The sequence below is a fragment of the Pseudomonas moorei genome, from assembly GCF_042846945.1.
Taxonomy (GTDB): domain Bacteria; phylum Pseudomonadota; class Gammaproteobacteria; order Pseudomonadales; family Pseudomonadaceae; genus Aquipseudomonas; species Aquipseudomonas moorei.
Window position 1 is genome coordinate 1049589 of record NZ_AP035776.1, and the last position, 20259, is coordinate 1069847.

The 20259-nt window shown below is 60.1% G+C and carries 20 protein-coding genes and 1 other RNA gene; 10 read left to right on the top strand and 11 right to left on the bottom strand.

All coding sequences use genetic code 11. The features are described from left to right. From ACGJAX_RS04990 to ACGJAX_RS05005, 4 genes are read right to left on the bottom strand one after another with little or no spacing between them, the layout of a single operon-like run. Positions 1–486: a DUF4442 domain-containing protein gene (locus tag ACGJAX_RS04990; protein ID WP_390957659.1), complete on the bottom strand. Its 486-nt coding sequence runs from the start codon at positions 484–486 to the stop codon at positions 1–3. Beyond that, the gene (gene ubiH, locus ACGJAX_RS04995; RefSeq protein ID WP_390957661.1) at positions 479–1666 is read right to left on the bottom strand and encodes a 2-octaprenyl-6-methoxyphenyl hydroxylase; all 1188 of its coding nucleotides are present in this window, start codon (positions 1664–1666) and stop codon (positions 479–481) included. Before ubiH ends, ACGJAX_RS04990 begins: the two co-directional genes overlap by 8 nt. Next, on the bottom strand, positions 1663–2997 hold the full coding sequence (pepP, locus tag ACGJAX_RS05000) for a Xaa-Pro aminopeptidase (protein WP_390957663.1): 1335 nt from the start codon (positions 2995–2997) through the stop codon (positions 1663–1665). Before pepP ends, ubiH begins: the two co-directional genes overlap by 4 nt. A 26-nt stretch (positions 2998–3023) precedes the next feature. Continuing rightward, positions 3024–3584 (bottom strand): YecA family protein, encoded by a 561-nt coding sequence (locus tag ACGJAX_RS05005; protein ID WP_090326407.1) that lies wholly within the window; start codon positions 3582–3584, stop codon positions 3024–3026. Positions 3585–3776: 192 nt separating this feature from the next. Between ACGJAX_RS05005 and ACGJAX_RS05010 the strand changes: the two genes are divergently transcribed. The 4 genes from ACGJAX_RS05010 (at position 3777) to ACGJAX_RS05025 (ending at position 5201) form a co-directional block, all read left to right on the top strand. Further along, positions 3777–3986 carry a TIGR02449 family protein gene (locus ACGJAX_RS05010; protein ID WP_007982902.1) on the top strand — a complete coding sequence of 70 codons (210 nt, stop codon included), beginning with the start codon at positions 3777–3779 and terminating at the stop codon, positions 3984–3986. Beyond that, positions 3983–4300 carry a cell division protein ZapA gene (locus ACGJAX_RS05015; protein WP_090326411.1) on the top strand — a complete coding sequence of 106 codons (318 nt, stop codon included), beginning with the start codon at positions 3983–3985 and terminating at the stop codon, positions 4298–4300. The genes ACGJAX_RS05010 and ACGJAX_RS05015 overlap by 4 nt, the downstream gene beginning before the upstream one ends. A 30-nt stretch (positions 4301–4330) precedes the next feature. Further along, a non-coding RNA gene (ssrS, locus tag ACGJAX_RS05020) (6S RNA) lies at positions 4331–4509 on the top strand. 86 nt (positions 4510–4595) lie between these two features. After that, the gene (locus ACGJAX_RS05025) at positions 4596–5201 is read left to right on the top strand and encodes a 5-formyltetrahydrofolate cyclo-ligase (protein WP_247254386.1); all 606 of its coding nucleotides are present in this window, start codon (positions 4596–4598) and stop codon (positions 5199–5201) included. A gap of 34 nt (positions 5202–5235) precedes the next feature. Here ACGJAX_RS05025 and ACGJAX_RS05030 read toward each other — a convergent pair whose 3' ends face one another. Continuing rightward, entirely contained in the window at positions 5236–5391 is a 156-nt protein-coding gene (locus ACGJAX_RS05030) for a hypothetical protein (protein WP_390957666.1), read from the bottom strand. Between the two features lie 196 nt (positions 5392–5587). Here ACGJAX_RS05030 and ACGJAX_RS05035 point away from each other — a divergent pair, with 196 nt between their 5' ends. The 4 genes from ACGJAX_RS05035 (at position 5588) to ACGJAX_RS05050 (ending at position 10973) form a co-directional block, all read left to right on the top strand. Beyond that, entirely contained in the window at positions 5588–6037 is a 450-nt protein-coding gene (locus ACGJAX_RS05035; protein ID WP_247254385.1) for an EVE domain-containing protein, read from the top strand. A gap of 132 nt (positions 6038–6169) precedes the next feature. Then, positions 6170–7135: an HlyD family secretion protein gene (locus ACGJAX_RS05040; protein ID WP_247254384.1), complete on the top strand. Its 966-nt coding sequence runs from the start codon at positions 6170–6172 to the stop codon at positions 7133–7135. Further along, complete coding sequence (gene rbbA / locus ACGJAX_RS05045; protein ID WP_390957669.1) at positions 7132–9855, top strand: ribosome-associated ATPase/putative transporter RbbA; 2724 nt, start codon at positions 7132–7134, stop codon at positions 9853–9855. The genes ACGJAX_RS05040 and rbbA overlap by 4 nt, the downstream gene beginning before the upstream one ends. After that, positions 9855–10973, top strand: a complete 1119-nt coding sequence (locus ACGJAX_RS05050; RefSeq protein ID WP_390957671.1) for an ABC transporter permease — start codon at positions 9855–9857, stop codon at positions 10971–10973. The genes rbbA and ACGJAX_RS05050 overlap by 1 nt, the downstream gene beginning before the upstream one ends. Positions 10974–11007: 34 nt before the next feature. Here ACGJAX_RS05050 and ACGJAX_RS05055 read toward each other — a convergent pair whose 3' ends face one another. Continuing rightward, complete coding sequence (locus ACGJAX_RS05055) at positions 11008–11415, bottom strand: flagellar basal body-associated protein FliL (RefSeq protein WP_247254382.1); 408 nt, start codon at positions 11413–11415, stop codon at positions 11008–11010. Between the two features lie 150 nt (positions 11416–11565). Here ACGJAX_RS05055 and ACGJAX_RS05060 point away from each other — a divergent pair, with 150 nt between their 5' ends. Next, positions 11566–12543 carry an NADPH:quinone oxidoreductase family protein gene (locus ACGJAX_RS05060; RefSeq protein WP_247254381.1) on the top strand — a complete coding sequence of 326 codons (978 nt, stop codon included), beginning with the start codon at positions 11566–11568 and terminating at the stop codon, positions 12541–12543. Positions 12544–12655: 112 nt separating this feature from the next. On the opposite strand, the gene ACGJAX_RS05065 is transcribed toward ACGJAX_RS05060, so the two are convergent. Beyond that, complete coding sequence (locus ACGJAX_RS05065; protein ID WP_390957673.1) at positions 12656–13324, bottom strand: gamma-glutamylcyclotransferase; 669 nt, start codon at positions 13322–13324, stop codon at positions 12656–12658. Between the two features lie 350 nt (positions 13325–13674). Here ACGJAX_RS05065 and ACGJAX_RS05070 point away from each other — a divergent pair, with 350 nt between their 5' ends. Beyond that, the gene (locus ACGJAX_RS05070; protein ID WP_390959808.1) at positions 13675–14151 is read left to right on the top strand and encodes a sn-glycerol-3-phosphate transporter; all 477 of its coding nucleotides are present in this window, start codon (positions 13675–13677) and stop codon (positions 14149–14151) included. A 47-nt stretch (positions 14152–14198) separates the two neighbouring features. Here ACGJAX_RS05070 and ACGJAX_RS05075 read toward each other — a convergent pair whose 3' ends face one another. The 4 genes from ACGJAX_RS05075 to rho all read right to left on the bottom strand — a co-directional run bounded on the left by ACGJAX_RS05075 (position 14199) and on the right by rho (position 20069). Beyond that, positions 14199–15167, bottom strand: a complete 969-nt coding sequence (locus ACGJAX_RS05075) for a 2Fe-2S iron-sulfur cluster-binding protein (RefSeq protein ID WP_390957675.1) — start codon at positions 15165–15167, stop codon at positions 14199–14201. Then, on the bottom strand, positions 15167–16633 hold the full coding sequence (gene ubiD / locus ACGJAX_RS05080; RefSeq protein WP_090326443.1) for a 4-hydroxy-3-polyprenylbenzoate decarboxylase: 1467 nt from the start codon (positions 16631–16633) through the stop codon (positions 15167–15169). Before ubiD ends, ACGJAX_RS05075 begins: the two co-directional genes overlap by 1 nt. A gap of 80 nt (positions 16634–16713) precedes the next feature. Further along, positions 16714–18669, bottom strand: a complete 1956-nt coding sequence (locus tag ACGJAX_RS05085; RefSeq protein WP_390957677.1) for an SGNH hydrolase domain-containing protein — start codon at positions 18667–18669, stop codon at positions 16714–16716. Between the two features lie 140 nt (positions 18670–18809). Next, positions 18810–20069, bottom strand: a complete 1260-nt coding sequence (gene rho / locus ACGJAX_RS05090) for a transcription termination factor Rho (RefSeq protein WP_003206716.1) — start codon at positions 20067–20069, stop codon at positions 18810–18812. Between the last annotated feature and the right edge of the window lie 190 nt (positions 20070–20259).

Below are 20259 nucleotides of genomic sequence, written 5' to 3' on the forward strand. Positions count from 1 at the left end.
TTAAGCCTGTCTCGCTTGCGGCTTGAGCCGCACGTAAAGGGTTTTTCCGACACGCGCCACCAGATGGCCGGCGCCGTCGTGAATATCGACCTGCAATTGCGGCAGGTACTTGTCGCCACCCGCAGTCTGCCGACGGATCTCGTCGAGCAGGGTGTCATCGATGTTGAAACGGGCATACACCGTGCCTTTGCCCGGCGCGATGAAGTCGATGTCGGCGGCTTTGTCCCAGACGATGTAATGACGCCCGAGGTTTTCCATGAGCATCAACATGAAGAACGGGTCGACCATCGAATACAGGCTGCCACCGAACTGCGTGCCCACGTAATTGCGGTTGTACCAGCTCAAGCCCATGGACACCTGGATGTCGCGAAAATCATCGCTGATGTGCCGCACCCGAACCCCGGCACCGAGGTACGGCGGGTAGAGACCCATAAACCAGCGCATCAGCCGCGCCTTGCCGATCTTTTTGGTTAGCCACTCAAACATCGGGGCGAGTACCCAGGCCCATCGCCTGCCGGGCGAACCAGCGCTTGGCCGGCGGCAGCAGGTCGAGGCCCAGCAGACCCAGGTTGCGCCCCATGGAAACCAATGGCTGAGTGCTGCCGAACAAACGCGTGACCTGGTCGGAGAAGCCCACCGTGAGGTTCTGATCCAGGCGTTGACGCTCACGGTAAGCCTGCAAGGTCGCAAAATCGCCCGGCGTTCCGTCGCTGGCAAGCAGCGCATCGGCCAATGCCTGGGCATCACGCAGGGACAGGTTGAAACCCTGACCGGCGATCGGGTGCAGGCTGTGTGCCGCGTTGCCGAGCACAGCCAGATGCGGCCGCACCTGTTCTTCGGCCTCTACCAGCGCCAGCGGATATAAATGCCGGGCGCCGACCTGCTTCAAGGTGCCGAGGCGATAGCCGAATACACCCTGCAACTCACTGAGGAAGCTGCGTTCATCGAGGGCCGCCAGCCGCTGCGCATCCATGCCCTGGCGAGTCCAGACCAGTGCACAACGGTTGTCCGGCAGTGGCAGCAAGGCCATCGGACCATCGTCGGTGAAGCGCTCGAACGCCATGCCGTTATGGGCTTCGCTCGGCGTGATGTTGGCGATCAGCGCGCTCTGGTTGTACGGGCGTTTCTTGATGCCGATGCCCAACTGCTCGCGCAAGCCGGAACGGCCGCCGTCAGCGAGCACAGCCAGGTCGCATTCCAGAGTGGTTTCATCATTGAGGGTCAAGCGATAGCCGTCGGTCAGCGGCTCCATGCGCGTGACTTCCGCCGGGCAGCGCCAACTGATCACGTCCTTGTCCAGGCCTTGCCACAGGCATTGCCCGAGCCAGGCGTTTTCCACCACGTAACCCAGCGCGGGAACGCCCTCTTCCATCGCCGACAACCGCGCCGTGGAAAAACGCCCACGGTCGGAGACGTGAATCTGCTTGATCGGCTCGGCGCGGCGGGAAATCTCCTGCCACACGCCCAGGCGCTGATAAATCTGCCGGGCACCAAAGGACAACGCCGTGGAACGCGCGTCGTAGCTCGGTTGCCAGGTATGGCCGGGAGCGAAAGGCTCGATCAGCACGATCTTCCAGCCGCGGGCCTTGGCCCCGGCCTGCAAGGCCAACGCCAGACTGGCGCCAACCAGGCCACCACCGATAATCGCCAGATTGACTCGACTCATGCCGCTTGTGTCCGTGCTTCGGCCATCAGGGCCTCGATCTCGGCGACCGTTTTCGGCACGCCTTTGGTCAGGATTTCACAGCCGGTTCTGGTCACCACCACGTCGTCCTCGATGCGCACGCCAATGCCGCGCCATTTCTTCGCCACATTCTGGTTATCCGGGGCGATGTAGATCCCCGGCTCCACGGTCAGCGCCATGCCGACTTCCAGCACGCGCCATTCGCCGCCGACCTTGTATTCACCGACGTCATGCACATCCATGCCCAGCCAGTGCCCGGCACGGTGCATGTAAAACGCCTTGTAGGCTTCGCTGGCGATCAGTTCGTCGACATCGCCCTGCAGCAACCCCAACTCGACCAGCCCCGTTGTGATTACCCGAACCGTGGCTTCGTGGGCCTGATTCCAATGCTTGTTCGGGGCGATCTCGGCAAACGCCGCTTCCTGCGCCGCCAGCACCAATTCGTAGATGGCCTTCTGTTCCGCAGAATATTTGCCGTTGACCGGCCAGGTGCGCGTGATATCGCTGGCGTAGCAGTCGATTTCGCACCCGGCGTCGATCAACACCAGATCGCCGTCCTTGAGCACCGCGTCATTCTGTTGGTAATGCAGGATGCAACTGTTGCGCCCCGCCGCGACGATCGAACCGTAGGCCGGCATCTTCGCCCCGCCCTTGCGGAACTCGTAATCAAGCTCGGCTTCCAGGCTGAATTCGTGCAACCCGGCACGGCTGGCCTGCATGGCACGCACATGGGCCTGGGCGGAAATCCTTGCAGCTTCGCGCATCACTTTCACTTCTGCCGCCGATTTATACAGGCGCATGTCGTGAAGCAAATGATCCAGGGCAACATATTCGTTCGGTGGCTGGGCGCCAAGGTTGGCTTTGGAGCGGATCACGTTGATCCACTCCATCAGATGCCGGTCGAATTCCGGGTTGCTGCCCATCGCCGAATACACCCGGTCACGACCCTCGATCAGGCCTGGCAGGATGTCGTCGATGTCGGTGATCGGGAACGCGTCGTCGGCGCCGAAGTCGCGGATCGCGCCTTCCTGCCCGGCACGCAAGCCGTCCCACAACTCTCGCTCGGCATTGCGTTCGCGGCAGAACAGGATGTACTCACCGTGCAAGCGTCCCGGTATCAATACCAGTACGGCCTGAGGTTCGGGAAAACCGCTGAGGTACTGGAAGTCGCTGTCCTGGCGGTAAACGTGCTCGACATCGCGGTTGCGAATGGCCACCGCGGCAGCGGGCAGGATCGCGATGCTGTTGGGTTCCATCTGCGCCATCAAGGCCTTGCGGCGACGGCTGTATTCCGATTTCGGGATATGAATCATGGGCAGATGGCGTTCCCTGGCATTGATCAGTGCAGCGACGGCTTGGCGGCAGCAGGTGCGTCCGCCTTCCGGGTTTCGGAGAACAGCAGCAGCGGCGCAACGCGCAGGTACTCCATGACTTCCATATAGTCGTTTTCGCCGTCGTCGGACTCTTCCAGAGCGTCCTGGACCTGGGAAATCGCCGCCAGATCCTGTAACACTTCGGTGGCCTCGGTGCTCAGCATGCTGCTATCGCGGCAGTTCAGGCCGAAACCGCTGAGGAAGCCCTGACACCATTGACCCAGTGCCGCGGCACGTTCGGCAAGGGGGGCGTCATCGGTGGGCAGCAGCAGAACGACGGTCACGTCGTCGCCAGTGAGTTCGCCCTTGACCATTTCCTGCAGGCCGATCAAGGCATTGCGGACGTTTTCCTGCGGCTCGGTTTCCAGCAGCTCGGCGGCATCGATCAGCCAGCCTTCGGCATCAAAACCAGCGCCGGCGCAGCTGCGGCCGAGCAGCAAGCCGTGCAGTTCGGCGGGCGAGACAGGATGACCGCTGGAAGTCAGCAGGGTGGCGAAGGCTTGGTACGGGGAATTCTGAATGGGCATGGGTAGCTAGGCGCCAGACGGCGCTATGTCTAGAATGAAGGCCTTGTATCCTACATCGACTCCTCTGTAGGAGCGAGCTTGCTCGCGATGAACCCGAGAACGCCATGGGGTGTCAGAGCCCCAGCGGTAACGTTGGCGACCATCGCGAGCAGGTTCGCGCCTACAGTTCGCCCCCATCAGACAGTGAAGACAATGGAAGACACCGACCTGCAAGCGCTGATGGCCAGACTCGAGCTGCTGATTACCCGAGTCGAGCAACTTAAGAGCCAAAACGGACTCTTACTAGCTCAGGAAAAGACCTGGCGCGAGGAACGCGCTCACCTCATTGAAAAAAACGAAATCGCCCGGCGTAAGGTCGAATCGATGATTTCGCGCCTCAAGGCCCTGGAGCAAGACTCATGAGTTCAAGCAATAGCGTCACCGTGCAGATCCTCGACAAAGAATATTCGATCATCTGTCCCCAGGAAGAACGCAGCAACCTGGTGAGCGCTGCTCGCTACCTGGACGGCAAAATGCGTGAAATCCGCAGCAGCGGCAAAGTCATCGGCGCCGATCGCATCGCTGTCATGGCCGCGTTAAACATCACGCACGACCTGCTGCACAAGGAAGAGCGTCCGGATGTTCAGGCCAGCAGCTCGACCCGCGAACAGGTACGGGACCTGCTCGATCGTGTCGATCTGGTGCTGTCTACCGATCCGGATGTCACCAAAGGCTGATTCGCGCCGACGCTTGCGGTATACTCCCAACACTCCCTGGGGTGCTTGCCAGTTGGCGATGTCCCTGAGCCGATTTGCTATACCCTGGAGGTTGCACGTTGGGCTGGTGTGCATGTCCGCTAGACGGAAAGCCTTAAAGCCTACTGCATCTTCCACCTTGAACTTTCGGGTTCAAGGGCTAAGTCGACAGCGGTTCATCCGGGGAGCCTGATTCCAGTCCGATGCCGGTTTTAATACCGGCATCGGCGTTTTTACGGGTACGCTTCACGTACCCGATCTGCTGAAGCCCGAATCCATGACCGAACCTGCGCTGCTTCCCCGCCCGCAACTTCGACGCATGCTGCGCAAGGCCCGCCGTGCACTGACCGCCAGTCAGCAGCGCCAGGCCGCTCGCGGACTGTACAGGCAATTGGCCCAGCAACCGCTGTTTCGCCGCGCCAGACACATCTCTCTTTATCTGCCCACCGACGGTGAAATCGATCCGCGCCTGCTGCTGCGTGCCGCCCAGCGTCGGGGCAAGGCCACCTATCTTCCGGTGCTCAGCGCCTGGCCGCGCACCAAAATGGTGTTCCAGCGCATTCGCCCTGGCGAAAAACTCAAGCCCAATCGCTTCCGGATTCTCGAACCCAGGCACAACCTCGCCCGACAACGCAAAGTCTGGGCGCTGGACCTGGTGCTGCTGCCATTGGTGGGATTTGACGATGTCGGCGGACGCCTGGGCATGGGCGGCGGCTTCTATGATCGCAGCCTGGCCTATCTGTCGCGCCGGCATGACTGGCGCAAACCGACGCTGCTGGGGCTGGCCCATGAATGCCAGAAGGTAGAGCGCCTGGCTCAGGCGAGCTGGGATGTACCGTTGCAGGGCACGGTGACAGACAAGGCTTGGTATTACGCAGGCTAGACGCCACCGGAATCAGCGGCGTCGAGAGACGGGTTCAGCGTTTGAAAGCGGTCGACTGTTGTTGCAACTGTACGACTTCGACCGGGGCATCGGTCTTGTTGGTCCACAGGCTTTGGGCATAGCCGGTAGTCACGACCCCAAGGCCGAACAAAATAACCAAAATCCATAGTAAATCCGGTTTGCGTTTCATCGATTGCCCCCCAAAGGCATATCAACACGATGACAGCAGCGGTTTCCGTTTGTAGGCCGTGCAGCAGCGTCAAGCTCTAAAGGCCGGCATTTTGCGACAACGTGAACCGGCACGCAAATGCTGGCGTCAACCGACTGTCGGTTTGTCATAAAATGGCCGGACAAGCCGCCCAATGACCTCGCAAGGAGCTAAAACCATGGCCTATTGGCTGATGAAATCCGAGCCCGACGAACTCTCGATCAAAGGTCTGGAGAAGCTCGGCAAAGCGCGCTGGGACGGGGTTCGCAACTATCAGGCGCGCAATTTCCTAAGGGCCATGGCGGTCGGCGACGAGTTCTTCTTCTACCATTCCAGCTGCCCCGAGCCGGGGATTGCCGGGATTGGCAAGATCGTTGAAGCCGCTTATCCGGACCCGACGGCGCTGGAACCAGAAAGCCACTACTTCGACCCAAAAGCCTCACCGGAGAAAAACGCCTGGAGCGCGATTGATGTCGCGCACGTCGAGACGTTTCCCAGGGTCTTGAAGCTCGATTACCTGAAACAGCAGCCCGCACTGGCGCAAATGCCACTGGTGCAGAAAGGCAGTCGATTGTCGGTAATGCCGGTGACCGCCGAGCAATGGGCGGCCGTCCTCGAATTACGCTAAATAAAGCAGAAGGCGCCGATCGTCCTCCTTTGCCTGACCAATCAGGTTAGGCTTGCCCCTCAGTTGACTGGTATCAAATCGCCCCGGCGCTCGATCAACCAGACTAGGACGCAACAGCCGCAGGATGCCCGCATGTCTACCCACAGTCGCTCTTCGATTTTCTTCGCCAGTTCGTTGATGGTTTTGCTGTTGGCCGCCGGTGGTTTCGGTTACTGGAAGTCAATGCATGACCGGCTGCCCGAAGGCTTGTACGTCGGCAACGGCCGCCTTGAAGCCACCGAAGTGCAGATCGCCAGCAAGACACCCGGACGCCTGGCAGAAGTGTTCGTCGATGAAGGCGACAAGGTCACGAAGGGCCAACTGCTGGCCCGCATGGATACCCGCACCCTCGAAGCCCAGCGCAACCAGGCTGAAGCCGAGGTGCTGCGTGCCCGGGAAAACCTGTCCGCCGCCCAGGCCAACGTGCAACTGCGCCAGAGCGAACAACTGCTGGCTCAACAGGAGCTCAAGCGCTCCCAGGAACTGATAAAGCACGGTTTCGTCAGCAGCCAGGTCGTCGATCAACAACAGGCGCGCCTGGACACAGGCGTTGCCGCAGTCGCCGCTTCCAGAGCCCAGGTATCGGCGGTCAGCGCGACGATTGGCGCAGCCCAGGCCCAAGTGGCGATGTTGACCAGCGAAATCGATGACAGCAGCCTGCGAGCCCCCATCGACGGGGTTATCCAGTTGCGCATGGCCGAACCCGGCGAGGTGCTGGGTGCCGGCGGACGGGTGCTATTGCTGATAGACCCCAGCGACCAGTACATGAACCTCTACCTTCCAGCTTCCATTACCGGACGCCTGGCGGTTGGCGATGATGCACGGATCCTGCTCGACGCCCTGCCCGACCACCCGCAACCCGCCAAAATCAGCTTCGTCGCCGCCAAGTCGCAATTCACCCCCAAGGAAGTCGAAACCCGCGACGAACGGCAAAAACTGGTGTTCCGGGTCAAACTGCGCCTGACCGATCCAGGCGCCCTGCCCCAGGCCAAGCCGGGAATGCCCGGTGCCGGTTATGTACGTACCGCGCCGATCAGTTGGCCGGCCAACCTGCAATGACTGGCCTGGCGCTGCAAGCCACTGGCATCAACCACCTTTACGGCAAACAGCAGGCCCTGACCGACATCAGTTTCAGCCTGCCCACCGGCACACGCTGCGGCCTGATCGGCCCGGACGGTGCCGGCAAGTCGAGTTTGCTGGGTTTGATCGCAGGCGTGAAAACCCTGCAACAAGGTCAATTGAACGTGCTTGACGGCTCGATTCAGGACCGTCGCCATCGCAATAGCCTCTACTCGCGTATCGCCTTCATGCCTCAGGGCCTGGGCGGCAACCTTTATCCTGAATTGTCGATCAGCGAGAACATCCAGTTTTTCGCCACGCTGTTCGGCCTTTCAAAAGCCGAATGCGACCAGCGCAGGCACAACTTGCTGCTGGCCACCGATCTGTTGCACTTTGCCGATCGCCCGGCCGGCAAACTGTCTGGCGGCATGAAGCAGAAGCTCGGGCTCTGCTGTGCGCTGATCCACGAGCCGGACCTGCTGATCCTCGACGAACCGACCACAGGCGTCGATCCCTTGTCCCGGCGGCGCTTCTGGGAACTGGTGGACGATGTGCGGCGTCAACGCCCGCAACTGACACTGCTGGTCGCTACCGCGTACATGGAAGAGGCCGAGCAATTCGAACATTGCCTGATGCTCGACGGCGGTCGGTTGATTGCCACGGGCCTGAGCAGCGAATTGGCCGCCGTCACGCCCCGCGGCAAACTCGACGAGGCGTTCACACATTTCCAGGGCGACAGTGGCCACGACAACCAGCCGCTGGTGATTCCTCCCCGGACCGGCTCCACTACCGACATTGCCATCGAGGCCCACGACCTGACCCTGCGCTTTGGCGATTTTACCGCCGTGGACAAGGTCAGCTTCGCCATCGGTCGCGGCGAAATTTTCGGCTTCCTCGGCTCCAATGGCTGCGGCAAAACCACCACCATGAAAGTCCTCACCGGGCTGATGCCGGCCAGCGAAGGCAGCGCCACGTTGCTGGGTAACCCGGTGAACGCCAAGGACCTGGCCACGCGAAAACGGGTCGGTTTCATGTCCCAGAGCTTCTCGCTGTATGGCGAGCTCAGCGTGCGGCAAAACCTGGACTTGCACGCCCGCCTGTTCGATCTGCCCAAGGCCGATAGCGTCCGGCGCATCGACGAACTGATCCAGCGCTTCAACCTGGGCGGTGTGGCCGACCAACAGTCCGGCGCCTTGCCGTTGGGCTTGCGCCAACGGCTGTCACTGGCCGTCGCAGTGTTGCATCGACCGGAAGTCCTGATCCTCGACGAACCCACGTCCGGTGTCGACCCGGCGGCGCGAGACGACTTTTGGCGACTGCTGATCGAACTGTCGCGCGAGCAAGGCGTGACGATTTTCCTCTCCACCCACTTCATGAACGAAGCCCAGCGCTGCGACCGCATTTCACTGATGCACGCCGGCAAGGTGCTGGCCTGTGACACCCCGGCAGCGCTGCAACGACAGTTCAACGGCGAAACCCTGGAGGCTGCGTTTGTCACCTGTCTGGAACAGGCTCAAGGAACGGCCGAGACACCGACTCCGCCAGCCCCGGTCGACGCACCTGTCACAGCGGCCAAGCCAATGAAAGAGCGCGGTTTCAGTGTCGGGCGACTGGTGGCAGTGGCCACCCGCGAAGGCAAGGAATTGCTGCGCGACAAAGTGCGAATGGCCTTTGCCTTGCTCGGGGCCATTTTCATGATGGTGATCTTCGGCTATGGCATTTCGCTGGATGTGGAAAACCTCGCTTTCGCCGTGTTCGATCAAGACCAGACGCCGCAAAGCCGCACCTACCTGGAGGCCTTTCGCAGCTCTCGCTACTTCGCCGAACAATCCCCGATCCGCGACACGAAAGAACTGCATCGACGCCTTCAGCGCTCGGAAATCAAACTCGCATTGGAGATCCCGCCTGGCTTTGGTCGCGACCTGTACGCCGGACGCCAACCCACTGTGGCGGCCTGGCTGGATGGGGGCATGCCGTTTCGTGCCGAGACCAGTCGCAACTATGTGGAAGCGGTGCACCAGTCAGATCTGGAGCGACTGGCCGAACAGAGCAGCCCCGCACTGAAGGCCCCCGCGGCGGCCAAACTGGAAACCCGATTCCGCTACAACCAGGACGTGGTCAGCGTCAACGCCATCGGCCCCGGGGTGATGGCGCTGATCCTCGCGTTCATCCCGGCCATGTTGACGGCCCTGGGGATCGTGCGGGAGAAAGAACTGGGGTCGATCACCAACTTCTACGCCACGCCGCTCACCCGCCTGGAATTCCTGCTGGGCAAACAGGCGCCGTATCTGCTGATCAGCCTGATCAATCTGGCCGTGCTGACGGCCATGAACCGCTGGCTGTTCGGCGTGCCCTTCAAGGGCAGCGGCCTCACCCTGGCCTTCGGCGGACTGCTCTACGTATTGGCCACGACCAGCATGGGGCTGTTGATCTCGGCGTTCACCCGGACCCAGATCGCCGCCATCCTCGGCACCATGATCATCACCAGTCTGCCAACCATCCAGTTTTCCGGGCTGATCGTGCCGCGCTCTTCTCTTGAGGGTGCGGCGGCGGTGATGGGGATGTTGTTTCCGGCGGGCTATTTCCTCGATATCACCGTCGGCACTTTCACCAAAGCGCTGGACCTGCGGCAGTTGTGGCCGCAATGCCTGGCGCTGTTCGGTTTTTTTCTCGGGTTTACCGGGCTGAGCCTGATCATGCTGAAAAAGCAGGAGGCCTGATGCACAAGCTTGCTCACATCTTGCGTCTGGGCATCAAGGAACTGACCAGCTTGCGGCACGACAGCGTATTGCTGGTGTTTCTGTTCTACGCCTTCACCGTGGCGATCTACATGCCGGCCGCCGGTTCGGTGATCGGCGTGCACAACGCCAGCGTGGCGATGGTGGACGAAGATCACAGCCACCTGTCACGACAACTGGCCCAGGCCCTGCAACCACCCGAGTTTCAGCGCCCTGAACCGCTGCCTTACGGGCAACTCGATCAGGTCCTGGACAGTGGCCGGTACACCTTTGTAATCAACGTGCCGGTGAATTTCCAGACGGATTTGCTGGCCGGTCGCCAGCCTGCGGTGCAAGTGAATGTCGATGCCACGGCCATGAGCCAGGCATTCATGGGGGCCGGCTACATCGGGCGGATATTCCAGCGCGAATTGCTGACCTACAGTGGTCAAAGCGATCCCGCCAGCCAGGCGCCGATCCTGCTGACTACCCGCTCGCTGTTCAACACGAATCTGGAAGGTGGCTGGTTCCTGGCCGTGATTCAGATCGTCAACAACATCACCATCCTCGCGATCATCCTCACCGGCACTGCATTGCTGCGTGAGCGCGAACACGGCACCCTCGACCATTTGCTGGTGCTGCCGCTGACAGCGCTGGAGATCATGCTGGCGAAAATCTGGAGCAACATGCTCGTCGTCGTGGTGTGCACCTGGATCTCACTGGAAGTGATCGTCAAAGGCGCACTCGGCGTGCCGCTGGCCGGCTCCATGGGTCTGTTTTTGATGGTGACCGCGGTTTATCTGTTCGCCAGTACGGCGCTGGGGATTTTCCTCGCGACCCTGGCCCGTTCGACACCGCAGTTCGGCCTGCTGGCCATTCCGGTCATCATTCCGATGCTGCTGCTGTCCGGTGGCAGCACGCCGCTCGACAGCATGCCGCAATGGTTGCAATGGGTGATGCAGGGGTCGCCATCGACACATTTCGTCAGCCTTGGCGCCGCGATCCTGTTTCGCGACGCCGGGCTGAGCGTGGTATGGCCGGACTTGCTCGAGCTCGCCGGCATCGGCCTGCTGTTCTTTGCGATCGCGCTGATGCGGTTTCGCAAGAGCCTGGCGTCCTGAAGCGCTGCTCAAGCCAATGCCTGTAGATCCAGCGTTACTGGATGATCAGGTTGTTGAACAACAGATCCTCGACCACCGGTTTGCCGGTTTCGTCATTCATGACTTGCTGGGTTTGCTTCAGGGCTTCCTGACGCAGTTTTTCCTTGGCTTCGACGTTGTTCATCGTCTCGGTGGTCTGCTGGGCGAACAGCGCCACCAGTTGATTGCGGATCAGCGGTTCATTGGCTTTCACCGCTTTGGTGGCCTCGTCACCGGTCACGCGCAACGCCACGTCGGCCTTGTAGACCTTGAGCTTCGGCGTGCCGTCCAACCCATAGTTGCCCACGAACGGCGGGCTGAGGGTGATGTAGTTGACCTTCGGAGCCTCACCTTCTTTTGCCTCTTCGGCCACTGCTGCCACAGGCAGAGACAGGGCCATCATCAACACGATCCACGCTTTCACAATTCGCTCCTTATCCGGTTTGCGGCCTAGCATAACGACCCGCCGCTCAAGCACAAGCTTATGGCTGACTATCAGGGCCGGGCATGCTCGTTGACCCATCGACTCACACACCTACACTTATCGGCCATCACTCCCAAAGGAATAGCCCTGATGAAAGCCGTGCTGTGCAAAGCCTTCGGCCCTGCCGAATCGCTGGTGCTGGAAGACGTCGCCAGTCCTGTCGCGAAGAAGAACGAAATACTGCTGGACGTGCACGCCGCCGGGGTGAATTTCCCGGACACGCTGATCATCGAGGGCAAATACCAGTTCAAACCGCCCTTCCCGTTTTCTCCGGGTGGCGAGGCCGCCGGCGTGGTGAGCGCGGTAGGCGAAAAGGTCAGCCACCTGAAAGTCGGTGACCGGGTCATGGCCCTGACCGGCTGGGGCAGTTTCGCCGAACAGGTCGCGGTGCCGGGCTACAACGTGCTGCCGATTCCGCCTTCCATGGACTTCAATACTGCCGCCGCCTTCAGCATGACCTACGGCACCTCGATGCATGCGCTCAAGCAACGGGGCAACCTGCAACCGGGTGAAACCCTGCTGGTTCTCGGCGCTTCCGGCGGTGTCGGCCTGGCCGCCGTGGAAATCGGCAAAGCCATGGGCGCTCGAGTCATCGCCGCCGCCAGCAGCGCGGAAAAACTCGCCGTGGCCAAGGCCGCCGGTGCCGATGAACTGATCAACTACAGCGAAACCAGCCTCAAGGACGAAATCAAACGCCTGACCGATGGCCAGGGCGCCGACGTGATCTACGATCCGGTGGGCGGCGACCTGTTCGACCAGGCCATCCGCGCCATCGCCTGGAACGGCCGCCTGCTGGTGGTTGGCTTTGCCAGTGGGCGTATCCCTGAACTGCCGGTGAATCTGGCCTTGCTCAAGGGCGCAGCGGTGCTTGGTGTGTTCTGGGGCTCGTTCGCCCAGCGTCAGCCTCAGGACAACGCGGCGAACTTCCAGCAATTGTTCGGCTGGTTTGCCGAAGGCAAGTTGAAGCCACTGGTATCGCAGGTCTACCCGCTGAGCAACGCCGCACAGGCCATCAATGACCTCGGCCAGCGCAAGGCCGTCGGGAAAGTGGTGGTGCAGGTTCGCTGAGCCTTCGCCAGAGACCAAAAAAGGCCGGAACAACTGACGAGGTTGTTCTGGCCTGTTCGTTCGTAGCTCTAAGCCACGAAGCGGGCGCGCAGGTAATGTTTCCTGCGCCCTTTCACATCGGCGGCGCATCCGTCTGATCGGACTTTGACTTGCAGCGTTTGAGCCGCGCTTCCAGATTCCGGTCCGGCATGGCGTGGCTACGCAGGGCGTGGGCGGTCTGCTCGACATAATCGCGAGTAGTGCCGTAGCGCCCGCAAGCGTTTTCAAACACATGACTGAGCACGTGATCCGGCAAGTTACCGGCATAGCTGGGCAGGTGCCGCTCCAGAACGAATCCCAACGCCTGAACCTGGCTGCCGTCTTCAAGTCGGCAATTAAGCCAGTGCGGGCGATAGGACGGAAAGGGCATTTCCCGTTTCCAGAGCGCGTACAGCGAAGCCTCCAGTTGCTCTTCCGGCAATCGGTAGGCAAATCCACTGCAAGAGCCGCCGCGATCCAGACCAAACACCAGGCCGGGCATTTCCGGCGTGCCGCGATGTTCGTGGGACCACAGGTACAAACCGCGATGGTAGCCATGCACCCGCCCGCGAACCCGCTCAACCGCCGTGCATTCGGGACGCCAGATCAGAGACCCATACGCGAACAACCAGACCGGGCCGCCCTTGTGGCGTGCCATGGTCGACTGCATCGAGCTGAGCAATTGTTCGTGAGTGAGCTGCGGCCCCAGATCGAGCCGCGGAGGGTAAGCCAGATTCAGAAAAGTCGATTCAATGGCTGTCATGGCGGAAGTGTTCGGCCCCACAAGTATTACAAGATGCAGCAAATTTCGTTACATAGAACATATAGCAGTAACTGTAAAACGAAAAGTGCTAAGGGATGTATGACACTCGTGATGCCCCTAAATACCGGCTATCACTGCAGCCACCTCGTTTTATATAGCCTAATACCATTTTGGAAATGGCTTAAATACCTGAATGACATATGCATAGGCATTCGGCCTGTTCAGGGCAGGTTCATAATGCGCAGGAAATTTCCTACTAAACTCTCGGATTTTCTGCCTTCCCCGTTGCCAGGCGTACACGTATAACGCCCCCTCAGGCGTAAGCCATACCGTTTAACAGAGGCTGGATGATGAGAAAACCGGGGCTTTTTGCCATGTTGTTGATGGTCCAGGCTGGCCATGTTCTGGCAGCGGATGATGCACAACAGGACAAAGGCTTCTGGTATGCACAGACCAGCATCTACACCCGACATTACTCACCTGATCCCGACCACAATAACAATCAGGATCTGATTGGCATTGAACGCAATGAAGCGTCTGGCTGGGTATTTGGTGGAGCAACTTTTCGCAACTCGTTCAGCCAGCGCTCCAACTATGCCTATGCCGGCAAACGCTATGAGAGTGCCGACTATCCGGTGTATCTGAAATTGACCGGCGGGCTGCTCGAGGGCTACAGCGGCCGGTACAAGGACAAGATTCCACTCAACCACTTCGGCATTGCGCCGGTGATCATTCCATCCGTTGGCGCGCACTACGGCCCGCTGGCCGCCGAGTTGGTGTTCCTCGGCGCCAACGCGGCCATGGTGACGACGGGCATACGCTTCTAGAAAGGGCCTGCCGGGTGGCAATCAAGAGCGCGGATCAAGATCGCGGCTCAAGAGCGCGGCGCGTACGCAAATACGTCGGCTCGCATCTGGTGGGCGTCCATCCCCGCCTCGACCAGCGCATCCAGCGTGCCGTAGACCATCGCCGGCGAACCACTGGCATACACGTGCAGTGCCTTGAGATCCGGGAAGTCCTCGCGAACGGCTTCATGCAACATGCCGCAACGCCCCTGCCATCCGCACTGATCGCTGACGACTTTATGCAGGAACAGATTGGGCAACTTCAGCCACTCGTCCCAATGTTCGATTTGATAAAAATCGTCCGGACGGCGCACACCCCAATACAGGTGTACGGGATGTTTGAATCCCGTGGCACGGCAATGTTCGATCAGACCGTGGACCTGACCCATGCCGGTACCTGCGGCGATCAGTACCAGAGGACCGTCTGGCAACTCGGCCAGGTGCGTGTCGCCGAACGGCATGTCGATCCGCACCATCGTTTCGCGTTGCAATTGTTTGATCAGGTTCAGCGCACTGGCTTCGCGCGCCAGCACGTGGATTTCCAGATCGCGCCCACCTGATGGGGCCGAGGCCAGGGAAAACGACGACTTTTCGCCGTTGTCCCGGTGAATCATCAGATACTGCCCCGCGTGATAACGCGGCGGTTTGCCGGCCGGCGCCCGCAGCCGTACCCGCCAGGTATCACCGCCGACGTCGGTGCAACTGGTGACCTGACACGACAGACTGCGCACCGGCAACTCTCCCAGCGAGAGCACGCCATCCCACAGCACGATGCAGTCTTCCAGCGGCTCTGCTATGCAAGTGTAGAACTCACCATGGTCGCGCACACCGCCGGCCTGTTCGATACGCCCCTCCACCAGCAGCGCGGCACACACGTGGCAATTACCGTTACGACAGCTTTGCGGGCATTCATAGCCCAGACGGCGTGCGCCATCGAGAATCCGCTCGCCGGGCAGGATATCCAGCACCGCTCCGGAGGGCTGCAAAGTTACACGCATCAATCTATTCCTAACTGATTCCAGATGGCATCGATCCGCTTGGTCACGGCTTCGTCCTTGACGATGACCCGACCCCACTCCCGCGTGGTTTCGCCCGGCCATTTATGCGTGGCATCGAGCCCCATCTTCGAGCCCAGACCGGACACCGGAGAGGCAAAGTCGAGGTAGTCGATCGGCGTGTTTTCGATCATCACCGTGTCGCGCTTGGGGTCCATGCGCGTGGTGATGGCCCAGATCACGTCGTTCCAGTCCCGTGCGTTGATATCGTCGTCAGTGACGATAACGAACTTGGTGTACATGAACTGTCGCAAAAACGACCAGACGCCGAGCATTACCCGCTTGGCATGGCCCGGATACGACTTTTTCATGGTCACGACGGCCATGCGATACGAGCAACCTTCGGGCGGCAGGTAGAAATCGGTGATCTCCGGGAACTGCTTCTGCAGGATCGGCACGAACACTTCGTTCAGCGCCACCCCGAGAATCGCCGGCTCATCCGGTGGACGCCCGGTGTAGGTGCTGTGGTAGATCGGCTTGATGCGGTGGGTAATGCGCTCGACCGTAAACACCGGGAAGCTGTCGACTTCGTTGTAGTAACCGGTGTGGTCGCCGTACGGACCTTCGTCCGCCATCTCGCCTGGATGGATCACGCCTTCAAGGATGATTTCGGCCGTGGCCGGCACTTGCAGGTCATTGCCACGGCACTTCACCAGTTCGGTGCGGTTACCACGCAGCAGGCCGGCGAAGGCGTATTCGGAGAGGGTATCGGGCACCGGGGTCACGGCGCCGAGGATGGTCGCGGGATCGGCGCCCAGCGCCACGGCCACCGGGAACGGCTGGCCCGGATGCTTCTCGCACCACTCACGGTAATCCAGGGCGCCGCCGCGGTGGCTCAGCCAGCGCATGATGACCTTATTGCGGCCAATCACTTGCTGGCGGTAGATGCCGAGGTTCTGCCGATCCTTGTTCGGGCCTTTGGTGACGGTCAGGCCCCAGGTGATCAGCGGGGCGACATCCCCAGGCCAGCAGGTCTGCACCGGCAACATGGCAAGGTCGACGTCGTCACCTTCAATGACCACTTCCTGGCAGATCGCATCTTTGACGACCTTGGGCGCCATCGAGATGATCTTGCGGAAGATCGGCAACTTGGACCAGGCATCTTTCAGCCCCTTCGGCGGCTCGGGCTCCTTGAGGAACGCCAACAGCTTGCCAATCTCGCGCAGTTCGCTGACCGATTCGGCGCCCATGCCCATGGCTACCCGCTCAGGCGTACCGAACAGGTTGCCGAGCACCGGTATGTCGTAACCGGTTGGCTTTTCGAACAACAGCGCCGGGCCTTTGGCACGCAGCGTACGGTCACAGACCTCGGTCATCTCCAGCACAGGAGAGACGGGGATCTGGATGCGTTTCAACTCTCCGCGCTGCTCAAGCTGCTGCACGAAATCCCGAAGATCCTTGAATTTCATTGAAGATGGCACCCCTAAAATAGGCGTACATCCTACCTGCTCTGACGGTCAAACAGCAGCCCGTCAGTGCCCGGCATCGCTCAATTGTGGCTCGCACCCAGCAGCAGCGGCGCAAACAACGGACTCAACCTGGCGCCTCCCACATCTGACAAGTGATCCTCGTCCCGGTATTGCGAGCGGCCGTCGACCTCGATGCTGCAAATTCTACTGGTGCACATCATTGGCGTAGGGTCGATCACGTGCACCCCTGGATCGGCAGCACTCATGGAATCGAACAAGGCATTGATGAAATGCTGTCGTGTCAGATGTTCTTCGAGCGGACGACCGAGCCCCTCGGCCGAACGCCCGATCCGAGCCAGGCTAGTGAGGCGGTTGACACTGCCTTTGCTTTGCAGTGGTACGTCCTTGAACAGCCAGACTTGCACCCCTGCCTCTCGCAACGCGGCCACGCGCGCCTTCAGCGCAGCAGCCATACGTTGCTCGGCCTGAGCGGTAGTGTCATTGGAGTTGAGCAATACTTTTTTGTCGCCGTCTTCACGACCATATACGTTCAGGCTCCAATTGGACGCCAGCACCACATCCTTTATCCCGAGACTGCGCACTTTTTCCATGGTCTGTTCGTTGAAGTCTATACAACGCTGGCGCTGATCATTACTGAGTACCGGCGAGCAGGCACTCATGCTGAACAGCCAGATCGGGCGCCCTTCGCGACGGGCGTTGCGTTCGATGGCCGGCAGCAATGCCGCGGCGTGGCTGTCGCCCCAAAACATTTGTGTGGCCGGGATATCCTTGTTGTCACCGACCAGACAAGCCTTGTCCAGCGACTTGTCCTGGGTGACCAGCATGCAATTCAACTGTCCGGCCCGCCATTCCTGGGCCTGGGCATATTCCAGCGCCTTGCCGGTCAAGCGCTGGGGAAGGCCGTCAGCTGAATTGATCGCCGTCCCCGTCGTCGCCAGCACCACGATGACAGCAACAGCCCCGGTCAATACCGCGTTACGACTGGCGAGCAGACGCTTCTCCCGGAATGGCAACTCGACATAGCGCAGGCTCAACCACGCCAGCCCCAGCGACAGCGCGATCCAGCCGATCGCCTCCAGCGGCTGAATGCCGTCGATGGAAATGGCGTTGGCGTAGACATAGACCGGCCAGTGCCACAGGTACAGCGAGTAAGAGAGCAGGCCGACCCAGACCAGCGCACGCAGGCTCAACAACCGCGCGGTCCAGCTCGCGCCTTGCGCACCTGACCAGATCAGCGCAGTCGTGCCCAGCACCGGCAACAGGGCGGCCCAGCCCGGAAATACAGTGGATTTGTCAAAAGTGAACACCGCAACCAGCACCGCGACCAGCCCGGCGAGGCCGACAACCTGATACACCCACGCACGCACCGCCTGCTTGGGCGCCGGCATCACAGCCAGCATGGCTCCGCAGAGCAACTCCCAGGCCCGGGTCGGCAGCGAAAAGAACGTGAATTCCGGCTTTTGCTCGATGGAATGAATATTCAAGCCGAACGAGATCAGCAGCACGGCGAGCAACATCCAGCGCCAGTGGCGGACATAACGGATCAGGGCTGCCATCAGCAACGGGAAGAAAATGTAGTACTGCTCTTCCACGGCCAGCGACCAGGTATGCAGCAGCGGCTTCAGCTCGGAGGCGGGCTGGAAGTAGCCGTCCTCACGCATGAACAGAATGTTGGAGATGAACAGCGATTGATAGCGCACTGTTCGTCCCAGCTCGGAAAAGTCCTTGGCCGTCAGCAGCAGCCAGCCCAGCGCCAGCGTGACCAACATGACCACGGTCAGGGCAGGAATGATACGACGGGCACGACGCGCCCAGAAATCAATGAAGCTGAAACGCTGTGCACTGATTTCACGGAACAGGATGGTGGTGATCAGGAAGCCGGAAATGACGAAAAATACGTCGACGCCGACAAAGCCACCACTGAATGTATTGAATCCGAAATGAAAAAGTACGACGGGAATAACCGCCAGTGCCCGTAATCCGTCGATATCACGGCGATTGCCAAACGTGTGCATAAAAGCCCTTTCTCATTTTCGGATACATAGTCCAAGGAAAGGGCGCACGTTATCAACAGCACAGATTTCAATCCAGATACAAATAGACCGGCACAAAAAAAGCGCCCTTTCGGGGCGCTTCTTTTTAAACAGCTTTCTTGTTACTTGCGCTTCATCGACAGGAAGAACTCATCGTTGGTCTTGGTCGTTTTCAGCTTGTCGACCAGGAACTCGATGGCAGCCACTTCATCCATCGGATGCAGCAGCTTGCGCAGGATCCACATGCGCTGCAACTCGTCGTCAGCGGTCAGCAACTCTTCGCGGCGGGTGCCGGAACGGTTGATGTTGATCGCCGGGAAGACGCGTTTTTCAGCGATACGACGATCCAGAGGCAGTTCCATGTTGCCGGTGCCTTTGAATTCCTCGTAAATCACTTCGTCCATCTTCGAACCGGTTTCAACCAGTGCGGTGGCGATGATGGTCAGCGAGCCGCCTTCTTCGATGTTCCGCGCTGCACCGAAGAAACGTTTCGGTTTCTCCAGGGCGTGGGCATCGACACCACCGGTCAATACCTTGCCGGAGCTCGGGATCACGGTGTTGTAGGCACGGGCCAGACGGGTGATGGAGTCGAGCAGGATCACCACGTCTTTCTTGTGTTCGACCAGGCGCTTGGCCTTCTCGATCACCATTTCGGCAACCTGCACGTGGCGGGTTGGCGGCTCGTCGAACGTCGAGGCAACCACTTCGCCGCGCACGGTGCGCTGCATTTCGGTTACTTCTTCCGGACGTTCATCGATCAGCAACACGATCAGATGAACTTCAGGGTTGTTACGGGCGATGTTGGCCGCGATGTTTTGCAGCATGATCGTTTTACCGGCTTTCGGCGGTGCAACGATCAGACCGCGCTGGCCTTTGCCGATCGGGGCGCACAGGTCGATGACACGACCGGTCAAGTCTTCGGTGGAACCGTTGCCGGCTTCCATCTTCATGCGCACGGTCGGGAACAGCGGGGTCAGGTTCTCGAAGAGAATCTTGTTTTTCGCGTTTTCCGGACGGTCGAAGTTGATCGTGTCGACCTTGAGCAGCGCGAAATAACGCTCGCCTTCCTTCGGAGGACGGATCTTGCCAACGATGGTGTCACCGGTGCGCAAGTTGAAGCGACGGATCTGGCTCGGCGAGACGTAGATATCGTCAGGACCGGCGAGATAGGAGGCGTCTGCAGAGCGGAGGAAGCCGAAGCCGTCCTGGAGAATCTCCAGCACGCCATCACCGGAGATTTCCTCGCCGCTTTTCGCGTGCTTTTTCAGCAGGGAGAAAATCACGTCCTGCTTGCGCGAACGGGCCATATTTTCTATGCCCATCTGTTCGGCCAATTCGAGCAGTTCGGTAATCGGCTTTTGCTTGAGTTCAGTCAGATTCATATAGGAATGACGTAATCATTTATGGAGGGGGGAAATTAAGCTTTTGGCTTAATGAGGCCGCGCCGCGGAGAAGGCGACAGGATCGCGTACTTATTCGAAAAGGAGAGCGTCGGCGACGGCTAGCAGGGGGCACTGGAGAAACCAGTGCGGGGCCGAATGTAACACCTGAGTTTCGGAGCGTCTAGCCCCT